Consider the following 13,530-nt stretch of genomic DNA (forward strand, 5'->3'; position numbering starts at 1 on the left):
GGTGGCGGTGGCACCGGCCTCGGCGGCGGTGGCGGCAGCAGCAGTGGCGGCGGCGGCCTGGTCAACGACGTGCTGCATGCCCTGCGTGATTGCCGGCATTACCAGGCCTTTGAGCAGGTCGATGGCCTGGCCTGCACCGAGCTGGTTGGCCGCCTGCATCACGTCGTTGACCAGGCCGCCGCCGCCACTGCTGCTGCCGCCACCGCCGCCGAGGCCGGTGCCACCGCCACCGAGCGGTGATCCGTTGCCGAAGGACGACGGGTCGCCGAGGATCGGGTAGGTGCCGTCGGCGCCCGGGTCCAAACTGGCCGGAGCGGTGATCGGCACTTCACCCGCGGCCGTCGGGGTGCCCAGTCCGGGCGCGACTCCGGCCGGGCTGGTCAGCCCGGGGTTGGAAAGCGCCGGGTTGAGCCCCGCGCCCGGGGTCGCCACTCCGGCGCCCGGGGTGGTCGGCAGCGCGCCGGGCGCGGTGAGTCCCGGCGTCGTGGGCGTCAGGCCGGGGCTCGCCAGACCTGGGCTCGTCAGGCCCGGGCTCGTCAAGCCGGGGCTGGTCAAACCGGGACTGGTGAGTCCCGGGCTCGTCAAGCCCGGACTGGTCAGGCCTGGCGTCCCCAGCCCTGGCGTCCCCAGTCCCGGGGTCCCCAGCCCGGGGGTGGCCAGGCCAGGAGTGCTGGCGGCGGTGCCGCCGTTCAGCGCGGGCACCGGGGGCAGGTTAATCCCGAATTGCGACAGCCCCTGCGACAGCGCTCCCATCAGCTCGCCGGGCAGGTCGGTCATCACGGCAGCCTGCTTGAAGTCGTGGTGCTCGGGCTGCTTGCTGCCGGCCGTCGATTCGTAGACAAGGAAGTATGCGCAAGGACTCGCCACTGCCAGGGCGGCGACCGCGCTCATGGCTGTCGAAAGCTTGCGTCGGCGTCGGTTCGGCACGGAAGTCTCCTCAATCTGGACAACTCAATCTCAACTGTGTTGTTTCGGTGCGGCCTGCCGTTCTAGCCGGCGAGAACCACACAGAGTCGATGGTACGAGTGAGATTGCTGTGACTAGAGTGGCGATATTGAATCGTGAGGTAATTGCGACTCGGGCTGTGATCCTCCTTGGAGGCGTCCCGCGGGCGCCGTCATTTGGCCGAAGGCGGACTCCCTGGCCTCGCCAGATGGGTTAGGCCGACGCGGTCGGATACCCTAAGCAACCGATGACCGCTCGTTTCGATCTCCTCGTCGTCGGCTCTGGATTCTTCGGCCTGACCATTGCCGAGCGCGTGGCTACCCAACTCGGGAAGCGCGTGCTCGTGGTTGAACGCCGCCCGCACATCGGCGGCAACGCCTATTCCGAGGCCGAGCCGCAGACGGGCATCGAGGTCCACAAATACGGCGCCCACCTGTTCCACACCTCTAATAAGAGGGTCTGGGACTACGTGCGGCAGTTCACCGACTTCACCGACTACCGGCACCGGGTATTCGCCATGCACGACGGGCAGGCCTACCAGTTCCCGATGGGGCTGGGCCTGGTGTCGCAGTTCTTCGGCAGATACTTCACCCCGGACGAAGCGCGCAAGCTGATCGCCGAGCAGGCCGCCGAGATCAAAACCGAGGACGCGCAGAACTTCGAGGAGAAGGCGATCTCACTGGTCGGCCGGCCGCTCTACGAGGCATTCCTCAAGAACTACACCGCCAAGCAGTGGCAGACCGACCCCAAGGAACTGCCCGCGTCCAACATCACCCGGCTGCCGGTGCGCTACACCTTCGACAACCGATACTTCAGCGACACCTACGAGGGTCTGCCGGTAGACGGGTACACGGCGTGGCTGCAGAACATGGCCGCCGACGACCGCATCGAGGTCCGGCTGGACACCGACTGGTTCGAGGTCCGCGACCAGCTGCAGGCGGAAAGCCCGGATGCGCCCGTCGTGTACACCGGCCCGCTGGACCGCTACTTCGACTACGCCGAGGGCCGGCTCGGTTGGCGCACACTGGATTTCGAGGTCGAGGTGCTGCCGATCGGTGATTTCCAGGGCACCCCGGTGATGAACTACAACGACCCGGACCCGCCCTATACCCGCATCCACGAGTTCCGCCACTTCCACCCCGAGCGCGACTACCCCACCGACAAGACGGTGATCATGCGGGAGTTCTCGCGGTTCGCCGAGGACGACGACGAGCCCTACTATCCGATCAACACCGAGGCCGACCGCACCCTGCTCGCCGCGTACCGAGCGCGGGCGAAGGCCGAAACCGCCTCCAACAAGGTGCTTTTCGGTGGCCGGTTGGGCACCTATCAATACCTGGACATGCACATGGCGATTGCCAGCGCACTGAACATGTACGACAACACCGTCGCGCCGCACCTGCGCGACGGCAAAGCTTTAGTGGAGGAAGGCGCGGGGGGCGCGCCGGCGACGGGGAGGAGCGGCGCCTGATGACTGCTGTAAGCCTGCTTTCCAGGATCATCCTGCCGCGTCCGGGGGAGCCCCTCGACGTGCGCAAGCTGTACCTGGAGGAATCGACCACCAATGCGCGGCGCGCGCACGCGACCAGCCGCACTTCGCTGGAGATCGGCAAAGAGTCCGAGGTGTCGTTCGCCACCTACTTCAATGCGTTCCCCGCGAGCTACTGGCGTCGCTGGTCGATCTGCACGTCGGTGGTGCTGCGGGTAGAGCTGACCGGAACCGGACGCGTCGACCTGTACCGGACGAAGGCCACCGGGGTGCGGATCTCCGTGGACGGCCGCCAATTCGTCGGCACCGACGACCAGCCGGCAATCGTGGAGATCGAGGTGCCGCTCAAGCCGTTCGAGGACGGCGGCTGGATCTGGTTCGACATCACCACGGACACCGCGGTCAACCTGGTGAGCGGTGGCTGGTATGCGACCGAGCCCGCCCCGGGCACGGCCAACATCGCCGTCGGCATCCCCACGTTCAATCGGCCCGCCGACTGCGTCAACGCGCTGGCCGACCTGACCGCGGATCCGTTGGTGGACGAGGTGATTGGGGCGGTGATCGTCCCCGACCAGGGCACCCGCAAGGTGCGCGATCACCCGGACTTCCCGGCCGCCTCCGCCGGCCTGGGCAACCGGCTGTCCATCCACGACCAACCCAATCTCGGCGGTTCCGGCGGCTACAGCCGCGTGATGTACGAGGCGCTGAAAAACACGGACTGCCAACAGATTCTGTTCATGGACGACGACATCCGCATCGAGCCGGACACGATCCTGCGGGTGCTGGCGTTGCACCGCTTCGCCAAGACGCCGATGCTCATCGGCGGCCAGATGCTCAACCTGCAGGAGCCGTCGCACCTGCACATCATGGGCGAGGTCGTCAACCAGTCGAACTTCATGTGGACGGCCGCACCGCACGCGGAGTACGACCACGACTTCGCCCAATTCCCGTTGAACGACAAGAACGCCCGGAGCGCGCTGCTGCACCGGCGCATCGACGTCGACTTCAACGGCTGGTGGACGTGCATGATCCCGCGGCAGGTCGCCGAGGAGCTGGGCCAGCCGCTGCCGCTGTTCATCAAGTGGGACGACGCGGAATACGGCCTGCGTGCGGGAGAGCACGGGTATCCGACCGTCACGCTGCCCGGCGCGGCGATCTGGCACATGGCCTGGAGCGACAAGGACGACGCCATCGACTGGCAGGCGTACTTCCATCTGCGCAACCGACTGGTCGTCGCCGCGATGCACTGGGACGGTGACATCACCGGACTGGTTCGCAGCCACCTGAAGGCAACGCTGAAACACCTTGCCTGCCTTGAGTATTCGACCGTGGCGATCCAGAACCGGGCCATCGACGACTTCCTGGCCGGCCCCGAGCACATCTTCTCGATCCTGGAATCCGCTCTGCCCGAGGTACATCGGCTGCGCAAGGAATATCCGGACGCGGTGGTGCTCCCGGCGGCGAGCGAACTGCCGCCGCCGTCGAACAAGACCAGGGCGATGAAGCCGCCGGTCAACCCGGTGTCGATCGGTTATCGGCTGGCCCGCGGCATCGCGCACAACGCCACCAAGGCCGATGCCGAAGCCCACCGCCGCCCGCAATTCAACGTGCCGACCCAGGACGCGCGCTGGTTCCGGCTGTGCACCGTCGACGGCGTTACCGTGACGACGGCCGACGGGTGCGGCGTGGTGTACCGGCAGCGCGACCGCCGCAAGATGTTCCAGCTGCTGTTCGCCTCGCTGCGGCGGCAGCGCCGGCTGGTGAGCCGGTTCGACGAGATGCGCAAAACGTACCGGGACGCGTTGCCCGTGCTGTCCAGCAAGCAGAAGTGGGAGACGGCGCTGCTACCTGCCGAGCGAGAGCATGCCTGAATCGCCACCCCCTACGGGTGAGGTGGCCGCGCTGGTGGCTGTGCAGTCGGCCCTGGCCGACCAGCCCGGCGTGCTGACGGCGGCGCGCGGTCTGTCGCACTTCGGCGAGCACAGCATCGGTTGGCTGGCCGTCGCGGCCGTCGGCGCGCTGCTGATGCCGAAGCGGCGCCGGGAGTGGCTGGTGGCCGGGGCCGGCGCGTTCGCCGCACACGCCGCCGCCGTGTTGGTCAAGCGCGTGGTGCGGCGTCAGCGGCCCAACGATCCGGCGGTCGTGGTGAACGTCGGCACGCCCAGCCGGCTGAGTTTCCCGTCAGCACACGCCACCTCGACGACGGCCGCGGCCATCCTGATGGGCCGGATCACCGGCCTGCCGCTGCCCGCCGTCTTGGTTCCCCCGATGGCGTTGTCACGCATGCTGCTGGGGGTGCACTATCCCAGCGACGTGGCCTGCGGCATCGCCCTCGGAGCCATCGTCGCTCGAATCACCGTCCGGCTCGAGGGCCGGGCGCGGAAGGTCTGGCCGAATGAGTGAGGACGTGGTGACGGGCCCGTCGGGCAACGTGGTGATCGGGGTCGTCAAGGCGATCCGCCCGCGCCAGTGGGTGAAGAACGTTCTGGTGCTGGCCGCGCCGCTGGCCGCGTTGGGCGGCCCGGTGCGCTACCACTACCACGACGTGCTGGACAAGGCATACCCCGCCTTGGGCGCGTTCGTGGCGTTCTGCCTCGCCGCGTCGGCGATCTACCTGATCAATGACGTGCGCGACGTCGAGGCCGACCGCGAGCACCCCACCAAGCGGTTCCGCCCGATCGCCGCGGGCGTCGTGCCGGAATGGCTGGCGTATGCCCTGGCGGTGGTACTGGGCGTCGCCTCGCTGGTCATCGGCTGGTGGATCACCCCCAATCTGGCGTTGGTGATGGCCGTCTACCTCGCCATGCAACTGAGCTACTGCTATGGCCTCAAACACCAAGCGGTGATGGACATCTGCATCGTGTCGTCGGCGTATCTGCTGCGGGCCATCGCCGGGGGCGCGGCCACCGACATCCGCCTGACCCAGTGGTTCTTGCTGGTGATGGCCTTCGGGTCGCTGTTCATGGTGGCCGGCAAGCGGTACGCCGAGCTGCAACTGGCCGAGCGCACCGGGGCCAAGATCCGCAAGGCGCTGGAGAACTACACCAGCACCTATCTGCGGTTCGTCTGGACGTTGTCGGCCACGGCGCTGGTGGTTTGCTACGGGCTGTGGGCGTTCGACCGGGAGCACGGCGCGGCCGGCTGGTTCGTGGTGTCGATGGTCCCGTTCACCATCGCCATCCTGCGGTACGCGGTGGACGTGGACGGCGGGCTGGCTGGCGAGCCCGAGGACATCGCGCTGCGGGATCGGGTGTTGCAACTGCTGGCGCTGACGTGGATCGCGACAGTTGGAGCCGCCGTTGCCTTCGGCTAGCTCCGAACTGCAGGCCCTCAAGGCGCGCATGATGCGCGGACGGCCGGTCATCAGGCGGTTGGGCTGGCCGGTATTCCCCTACACCGCCCTGGTCCGGGTCAGCCTCTGGATCAGCGTGGTGGTTGTCGCCATCCTGTTCGCCTGGGGCGCCTGGCAGCGGCGCTGGATCGCCGACGACGGGCTGATCGTGCTGCGCACGGTTCGCAACCTGCTGGCCGGCAACGGCCCGGTCTTCAACCAGGGCGAGCGGGTGGAGGCCAACACCTCGACGGCCTGGACCTATCTGATGTATGTCGGCAGCTGGGTGGGCGGGCCGATGCGCATGGAATACGTCGCGCTGGCGCTGGCCCTGACGCTTTCGGTTGCGGGTGTGGCGCTGCTCATGCTGGGGGCCGCCCGGTTGTATGCGCCCAGCCTGCGGGGCCGCAGGGCCGTGATGCTGCCCGCCGGGGCGTTGGTCTACGTCGCGCTGCCGCCCGCGCGTGACTTCGCCACCTCGGGGCTGGAGAGCGGGCTGACCCTGGCTTACCTCGGGTTGCTCTGGTGGATGATGGTCTGCTGGGCCCAACCGGTGCGCAACCGCCCGGATCGCAGGCTCTTCATCGGTGCGCTGGCGTTCGTGGCCGGTTTCAGCGTCTTGGTCCGGCCCGATCTGGCGCTGATGGGCGGGCTGGCGCTGATCATGATGTTGATCGCGGCGCGGACGTGGCGCCGCCGGGTGCTGGTCGTGGTGGCGGGCGGCCTGCTGCCGGTGGGCTATGAAATCTTCCGGATGGGCTACTACGGCCTGCTGGTGCCCGGCACCGCCCTGGCCAAGGACGCGGCCGGCGACAAGTGGTCCCAGGGCATGATCTACCTCTCGAATTTCGATGCGCCCTACGCGGTCTGGGTGCCGGTGGTACTCCTCGTGCCGCTCGGGGTGCTGCTGCTCGCCGCCCGCCGCCGGCCCTCATTCCTGCGCCCCGCGCTGTCGCCCAACTACGGGCGGCTCGCCCGGGCGGTCCAAAGCCCCCCGGCCGTCGTGGCCTTCGTTCTGGTGAGCGGCCTGCTGCAGGCGCTCTACTGGATCCGGCAGGGCGGCGACTTCATGCACGGGCGGGTGCTGCTCGCGCCACTGTTCTGCCTGCTGGCCCCAGTGGCCGTGATCCCGGTGGCCATACCGGACGGCCAGGATTACTCGCGGGAGACGGGCTATTGGGTGCTCGGCGCGGCGAGTGCGCTGTGGCTGGGTGTGGCGGGTTGGTCGCTGTGGGCGGCGAATTCACCGGGAATGGGTGACGACGCCACCCACGTCACCTACACCGGCATCGTCGACGAGCGGCGCTTCTACGCGCAGGCCACCGGTCACGCGCATCCCCTGACCGCCGCCGACTACCTGGGGTATCCGAGGATGGCGGCCATCCTGACGGCGCTCGACAACACCCCGGACGGCGCGTTACTGCTGCCGTCGGGCAACTACATCCAGTGGGACTTGGTGCCGCAGGCGCAGCAGGGCCCCGACAAGCCGCCCCAAAAGCCGCAGCACACAGTGTTTTTCACCAACCTCGGCATGGTGGGCATGAACGTCGGGCTTGATGTCAGGGTGATCGACCAGATCGGATTGGCGAATCCGCTTGCGCAACACACGGAACGGTTGAAGCACGGCCGCATCGGGCACGACAAGAACCTCTTCCCGGATTGGGTGATCGCCGACGGACCGTGGGTGAAGGTGTATCCCGGCATCCCGGGTTATCTGGACCAGCAGTGGGTCGCGGAGGCGGTGACGGCCCTGCAATGCCCCGAGACGAAGGCGGTGCTGAGTTCGGTGCGCGCACCGATGACCCCGCACCGATTCCTTTCCAACCTGCTGCATTCCTATGAATTCACCAAATACCGGATCGACCGCGTTCCGCGTTATGAGCTCGCCAGGTGCGGTCTCCCAGTGCCCGAAGAGGTCCCGCCTCCGCCTCGCGAGTAAGCCGCGCGCAGAACTATTTTCAACCGATCTCAAAACGATCACGATTCACGCCCATGAAAGATTGCCAGCAACATCACATTTGGGCCTTCACCAGCTGGCACTCGTGCCCAAGCACATGCGCAAACGCCGCATAAGGCGTCGATGTTTCGCCTGGAAAACCCCGGGTAACGACCGCCGAATGACGCTTTGCGGGGCGGCCTCGATGCGACTCGACGGCTGTAGGTGTGGTTGACTACACGAGCACTGCTGCGCGGAGATCGTATGCAGTACGACCCAAATCATGGACGCGTCCGGGTGATGGGCGCGCCGAAAGGATGAGGAAGCAAGGATGACGCTTGTCGACAGGTTTCGCGGCGCCGTGGCAGGTATGCCGCGCCGGCTCGTGGTGGCGGCCGCCGGTGCGGCCCTGCTCTCGGGCCTGATTGGCGCCGTGGGGGGCTCGGCGACCGCCGGCGCGTTCTCGCGCCCCGGTCTGCCGGTGGAGTACCTGCAGGTTCCTTCCGCAGGAATGGGCCGCGATATCAAGGTCCAGTTCCAAAGCGGTGGGGCCAACGCACCCGCGCTCTACCTGCTCGACGGTATGCGCGCCCAGGACGACTTCAACGGCTGGGACATCAACACCCCGGCGTTCGAGTGGTACAACCAGTCGGGCATTGCCGTGGTCATGCCGGTCGGCGGCCAGTCCAGCTTCTACTCCGACTGGTACAAGCCCGCCTGCGGTAAGGCCGGCTGCACCACCTACAAGTGGGAGACCTTCCTGACCAGCGAGCTGCCGGCGTACCTCGCCGCGCAAAAGCAGGTCAAGTCGACCAACAACGCCGCCGTGGGTCTGTCGATGGCCGGATCGTCGGCCCTGATCCTGGCCGCATACCACCCGAACCAGTTCACTTACGCCGGCTCGCTGTCGGCGCTGCTGGACCCGTCCCAGGGCATGGGGCCGTCGTTGATCGGCCTGGCCATGGGTGACGCGGGTGGCTACAAGGCCGCCGACATGTGGGGCCCGAAGGAGGACCCGGCGTGGGCGCGCAACGACCCGTCGCTGCAGGTCAGCAAGCTGGTCGCCAACAACACCCGGATCTGGGTGTACTGCGGTAACGGCAAGCCGTCCGACCTCGGTGGCGACAACCTGCCCGCCAAGTTCCTGGAGGGCTTCGTGCGGACCAGCAACCTGAAGTTCCAGGACGCGTACAAAGCCGCTGGCGGCAACAACGCGGTGTGGAACTTCGACGCCAACGGCACGCACGACTGGCCGTACTGGGGTGCGCAGCTGCAGGCGATGAAGCCTGACCTGCAGGCGACCCTGGGCGCCACGCCTGGCGCCGGTCCGGCCACGGCCGCTCCGGCTCCCGCCGCTGCTGCCGGCAACGGCCAGGGCACCTAAGCCCAAGAACGACGCGACTGGCGGCGGAAACCTTCGGGTTTCCGCCGCTGGTTGTTTTGGTGTGTGATTTGTTTCACTACCCCGCGGGCGGGGGAGCTACGGCGCTGGCTAATGTGCTCCACAGCGACTAGACGATGGAGGGTGGACATGAGGGTCGTGCGGGGTATGCCAGCGCTTCTTCGGATGATCTCCGTGGTCGCGCTGGCGGTCGGCTTGATCGGTGTGACGGTGACGGGCGGACCGGCCGGCCGCGCGCGGGCGGCCGGTTACGAGAGTTTGATGGTGCCGTCGGCGGCGATGGGCCGCGACATCCCGGTGGCCTTCCTGGCCGGCGGTCCGCACGCGGTCTATCTGCTGGACGCATTCAACGCGGCCCCGGACGTCAGCAACTGGGTCACCGCGGGCAACGCGATGAACACGCTGGGCGGCAAAGGCATCTCGGTAGTGGCGCCTGCGGGCGGTGCGTGGAGCATGTACACCAACTGGGAGCAGGACGGCAGCAAGCAGTGGGACACCTTCCTGTCCAGCGAGCTGCCCAACTGGCTGTCCGCCAACAAGGGCCTGGCGCCCGGTGGCCACGCCGCCGTCGGCGCCTCGCAGGGTGGCTATGGCGCGATGGCGCTGGCCGCCTTCCACCCCGACCGCTTCGGCTTCGCGGGTTCGCTGTCCGGATTCCTGTATCCGTCCAGCACCAACTACAACGGCGCGATCCTGGCCGGCCTGCAGCAATTCGGCGGTGTGGACGGCAACGGGATGTGGGGCGCCCCGCAGCTGGGCCGGTGGAAGTGGCACGACCCCTACGTCCACGCCTCTCTGCTGGCGCAGAACAACACTCGCGTCTGGGTCTACAGCCCGACCAATATGGGCGGCGACGACGCCGCCATGATCGGCCAGGCGGGCGCGGCGATGGGCAGCTCCCGGGAGTTCTATCAGCAGTACCGCAGCAACGGCGGGCACAACGGTCACTTCGACTTCCCGGGCGGCGGCGACAACGGCTGGGGCTCGTGGTCGGGGCAGCTGGGCGCCATGTCGGGTGACATCGTCGGCGCCATTCGCTAGCGGCGATCGCGAGCGCGGCGCAGCCGGGTGAAGCGGGTCGGCGCCATTCGCTAGCGGGTCGGCGCCATTCGCCTGTGGTCGCTGTCCGACGGACGTCGTCGGGCGAGCCGGTACCGTGTAGTGGTGTGCGGCAGGGGTCGGGAGGACCGCGTCGCGATCCACCCACTCTGCTAGCAGGAGAACATGGCTACCAACGCCCAGCGTAAGCGCCACCGAGTCCTCGCCTGGGCCGCCGCGTGTGCGATGGCGGTCGTGGTGCTGTTGGTGATCGTGGCCGTGGTGGTCTTGCTGCGCCACCGCGAATCGCCGCCCAGTGCGGTGCCGCCCGGCGTGCTGCCGGCGCCGTCCACCACCACCCACCCGCACAAGCCCCGGCCCGCTTCGCAGGACGCGTCGTGTCCCGACGTCCAGTTGGTCAACGTCCCCGGCACCTGGGAGTCCGCCCCGCAGGACGATCCGGCCAACCCGATGCAATTTCCCAACGCGTTGCTGCACAAGGTGACCGCGGCGATCAGCCAGCAGTTCCCCGCGTCCAGGGTGCAGGAGTACACCACTCCCTACACCGCGCAGTTCCACAACCCGCTCAGCGGTGACACGCAGATGTCGTACAACGAAAGCCGCGCCGAGGGCACCCGTGCGACGGTCCAGGCGATGACGGACATGAACGCCAAGTGCCCGCTGACCAGTTACGTCTTGATGGGCTTTTCCCAAGGCGCGGTGATCGCCGGTGACATCGCCAGCGACATCGGCAACGGTCGCGGACCCGTCGACGACGACCTGGTGCTCGGTGTGACCTTGATCGCCGACGGTCGCCGCCAGCCCGGGGTGGGCAACGATGTCGGGCCCAACCCGCCGGGGCAGGGCGCCGAGGTCACGCTGCACGAGGTGCCGGTGCTGTCCGGGCTGGGGTTGACGATGACCGGGGCGCGGCCCGGAGGCTTCGGTGCGCTCAACGACAAGACCAACGAGATCTGCGCGCCGGGCGACCTCATCTGCGCCGCGCCGCAGGAGGCGTTCAGCGTGGCCAACCTGCCCAACACGCTCAACACGCTGGCGGGGAATGCCGGACAGCCAATCCACGCCTTGTACGCGACGACGGAGTTCTGGAATGCCGACGGGCAGGCGGCGACGGATTGGACCTTGAATTGGGTTCAAGGACTGATCAATAATGCGCCCCACCCCAAACATGGATGACCGGCGGCGGGACACAGCAGCCAGGAGCCCGTCACGGGTTCATATCAGCGGTACCTTGTGATTTGGTGTGCTGCGGGCAGCCCCTTAACATTAAGAGGAATTTAAGAGCTATAAGACTTTGTTGCGGACCCGGTCCTGCTAGACGCCGGCCTGTGATGAGCAGGAGGCCGGCGCCCGTGGCGCCGCGCGAGGGCTGGTCCGCGTAGAGATGGAAACCGTCGGCGTCGCCGACCAGAGGACAAAACGTCGGCGCACGCCGACCTAAAACAGGTGTGACAGGAGAGCGGAATGCCGTACCACAACCCGTTCATCGTGAATGGAAAGATCAGGTTCCCGGAGAACACCAACCTGGTCAAGCACGTTGAGAAGTGGGCGAGGGTCCGCGGCGACAAGCTTTCCTACCGTTTCATCGACTACTCCACCGAGCGCGACGGGGTGTACCGCGACATCGTCTGGCGCGACTTCAGCGCCCGCAACAGGGCGGTGGGCGCCCGGCTGCAGCAGGTCACCCAGCCCGGTGACCGCATCGCCATCCTGTGCCCCCAGAACCTGGACTACCTGATCGCCTTCTTCGGCGCGCTGTACGCCGGCCGGATCGCGGTGCCGCTGTTCGACCCGGGCGAGCCGGGCCACGTGGGCCGGCTGCACGCGGTGCTCGACGACTGCACGCCGTCGACCATCCTGACCACCACGGAGGCCGCGGAAGGCGTCCGCAAGTTCATCCGCGCGCGCTCGGCCAAGGAACGGCCCCGCGTGATCGCCGTCGACGCGGTGCCCAACGAGGTGGCGTCCACCTGGGTCGAGCCCGAGGCCGACGAGAACACCATCGCCTACCTGCAGTACACCTCCGGCTCCACCCGTACCCCGACCGGCGTGCAGATCACCCACCTGAACCTGCCCACCAACGTGCTGCAGGTGCTCAACGGCCTCGAGGGCAAGGAGGGCGACCGCGGTCTGTCCTGGCTGCCGTTCTTCCACGACATGGGCCTGATCACGGCGCTGCTGTCGCCGGTGCTCGGTTACAACTTCACGTTCATGACTCCGGCGGCGTTCGTGCGCCGGCCCGGCCGCTGGATCCGGGAGATGGCACGCAAGCCCGAAGACGCGCCGAACTGCGAGGTCGTCACCGTCGCGCCGAACTTCGCGTTCGAGCACGCCGCGGTGCGCGGCGTGCCCAAGGACGGCGAGCCACCGCTGGACCTGAGCAACGTCAAGGCGATCCTCAACGGCAGCGAGCCGGTGTCCCCGGCGTCGATGCGCAAGTTCTACGAGGCGTTCGCGCCCTACGGCCTGCGCGAGACGGCGATCAAGCCGTCCTACGGCCTGGCCGAGGCCACGCTGTTCGTGTCCACCACGCCCATGGACGAGGCGCCCAGGGTCATCCACGTCGACCGCGACGAGCTGAACAAGCAGCGCTTCGTCGAGGTGGCCCCCGATTCGCCCAAGGCCGTCGCGCAGGTTTCCGCCGGCATCATCGGCGTCGACGAGTGGGCCGTCATCGTGGACCCCGACACCGCCAGCGAGCTGCCCGACGGGCAGATCGGCGAGATCTGGTTGCACGGCAACAACATGGGCACCGGCTACTGGGGCAAGGAAGACGAGACCACCGAGACCTTCCGCAACCTCCTCAAGTCGCGCATCAGCCAGTCGCACGCCGAGGGCGCCCCGGACGACGGCATGTGGGTGCGCACCGGCGACTACGGCACCTACCACGACGGTCACCTCTACATCGCGGGCCGGATCAAGGACCTCGTCATCATCGACGGCCGCAACCACTACCCGCAGGACCTCGAGTACTCGGCCCAGGAGGCAAGCCGCGCCCTGCGCACCGGCTACGTGGCCGCGTTCTCCGTGCCGGCCAACCAGCTGCCGCAGGAGGTGTTCGACAACCCGCACACCGGCCTGAAGCACGACCCCGACGACAGCTCCGAGCAGTTGGTGATCGTGGCCGAGCGTGCCCCCGGCACGCACAAGCTCGAGTACCAGCCGATCGCGGACGAGATCCGGGCGGCCATCGCCGTCCGTCACGGGGTGACCATCCGCGACCTGCTGCTGGTGCAGGCCGGAACCATTCCGCGTACCTCCAGCGGGAAGATCGGGCGCCGCGCGTGCCGCGCCGCCTACCTCGACGGCAGCCTGCGTAGCGGTGTCGGTTCGCCGACCGCCTTCGCCGGCGCTAACGACTGAACCCA

At 67.8% G+C, this 13,530-nt stretch carries 10 protein-coding genes; 9 read left to right on the forward strand and 1 reads right to left on the reverse strand.

Annotated features, from left to right (window positions below):
• Positions 1-927 (reverse strand): PirG (locus A5711_RS16290; protein ID WP_197520809.1); only part of this gene is annotated, 927 nt, incomplete at its 3' end.
• Positions 928-1,192: 265 nt separating this feature from the next.
• Between A5711_RS16290 and glf the strand changes: the two genes are divergently transcribed.
• From glf to fadD32, 9 genes are all read left to right on the forward strand, one after another.
• Complete coding sequence (glf, locus tag A5711_RS16295) at positions 1,193-2,416, forward strand: UDP-galactopyranose mutase (protein ID WP_067948242.1); 1,224 nt, start codon at positions 1,193-1,195, stop codon at positions 2,414-2,416.
• Entirely contained in the window at positions 2,416-4,305 is a 1,890-nt protein-coding gene (locus A5711_RS16300) for a glycosyltransferase (RefSeq protein ID WP_067948244.1), read from the forward strand. The genes glf and A5711_RS16300 overlap by 1 nt, the downstream gene beginning before the upstream one ends.
• A complete protein-coding gene (locus A5711_RS16305; RefSeq protein WP_067948246.1) occupies positions 4,298-4,837 on the forward strand; it encodes a phosphatase PAP2 family protein in 540 nt (179 codons plus the stop codon). Before A5711_RS16300 ends, A5711_RS16305 begins: the two co-directional genes overlap by 8 nt.
• Positions 4,830-5,747, forward strand: coding sequence for a decaprenyl-phosphate phosphoribosyltransferase (locus A5711_RS16310; RefSeq protein ID WP_067948248.1), 918 nt, complete (start codon positions 4,830-4,832; stop codon positions 5,745-5,747). Before A5711_RS16305 ends, A5711_RS16310 begins: the two co-directional genes overlap by 8 nt.
• Positions 5,734-7,704, forward strand: a complete 1,971-nt coding sequence (gene aftB, locus A5711_RS16315) for a terminal beta-(1->2)-arabinofuranosyltransferase (protein WP_304442479.1) — start codon at positions 5,734-5,736, stop codon at positions 7,702-7,704. The genes A5711_RS16310 and aftB overlap by 14 nt, the downstream gene beginning before the upstream one ends.
• A 328-nt stretch (positions 7,705-8,032) precedes the next feature.
• Positions 8,033-9,085 (forward strand): esterase family protein, encoded by a 1,053-nt coding sequence (locus tag A5711_RS16320; RefSeq protein ID WP_067948253.1) that lies wholly within the window; start codon positions 8,033-8,035, stop codon positions 9,083-9,085.
• A 156-nt stretch (positions 9,086-9,241) separates the two neighbouring features.
• Positions 9,242-10,144 (forward strand): esterase family protein, encoded by a 903-nt coding sequence (locus tag A5711_RS16325; protein ID WP_067948319.1) that lies wholly within the window; start codon positions 9,242-9,244, stop codon positions 10,142-10,144.
• 183 nt (positions 10,145-10,327) lie between these two features.
• On the forward strand, positions 10,328-11,338 hold the full coding sequence (locus tag A5711_RS16330; protein WP_067948255.1) for a cutinase family protein: 1,011 nt from the start codon (positions 10,328-10,330) through the stop codon (positions 11,336-11,338).
• 288 nt (positions 11,339-11,626) lie between these two features.
• Positions 11,627-13,525, forward strand: a complete 1,899-nt coding sequence (fadD32, locus tag A5711_RS16335) for a long-chain-fatty-acid--AMP ligase FadD32 (protein WP_067948257.1) — start codon at positions 11,627-11,629, stop codon at positions 13,523-13,525.
• Positions 13,526-13,530: the final 5 nt, after the last annotated feature.

This window comes from Mycobacterium sp. E2238, assembly GCF_001672665.1.
GTDB lineage: Bacteria > Actinomycetota > Actinomycetes > Mycobacteriales > Mycobacteriaceae > Mycobacterium.

Bases quoted from the DNA above. Each gene is read 5' to 3' on its own strand.
- glf (WP_067948242.1), top strand. From the start codon at position 1,193: ATGACCGCTCGTTTCGATCTCCTCGTCGTCGGCTCTGGATTCTTCGGC.
- A5711_RS16300 (WP_067948244.1), top strand. From the start codon at position 2,416: ATGACTGCTGTAAGCCTGCTTTCCAGGATCATCCTGCCGCGTCCGGGG.
- A5711_RS16305 (WP_067948246.1), top strand. From the start codon at position 4,298: ATGCCTGAATCGCCACCCCCTACGGGTGAGGTGGCCGCGCTGGTGGCT.
- A5711_RS16310 (WP_067948248.1), top strand. From the start codon at position 4,830: ATGAGTGAGGACGTGGTGACGGGCCCGTCGGGCAACGTGGTGATCGGG.
- A5711_RS16320 (WP_067948253.1), top strand. From the start codon at position 8,033: ATGACGCTTGTCGACAGGTTTCGCGGCGCCGTGGCAGGTATGCCGCGC.
- A5711_RS16330 (WP_067948255.1), top strand. From the start codon at position 10,328: ATGGCTACCAACGCCCAGCGTAAGCGCCACCGAGTCCTCGCCTGGGCC.
- fadD32 (WP_067948257.1), top strand. From the start codon at position 11,627: ATGCCGTACCACAACCCGTTCATCGTGAATGGAAAGATCAGGTTCCCG.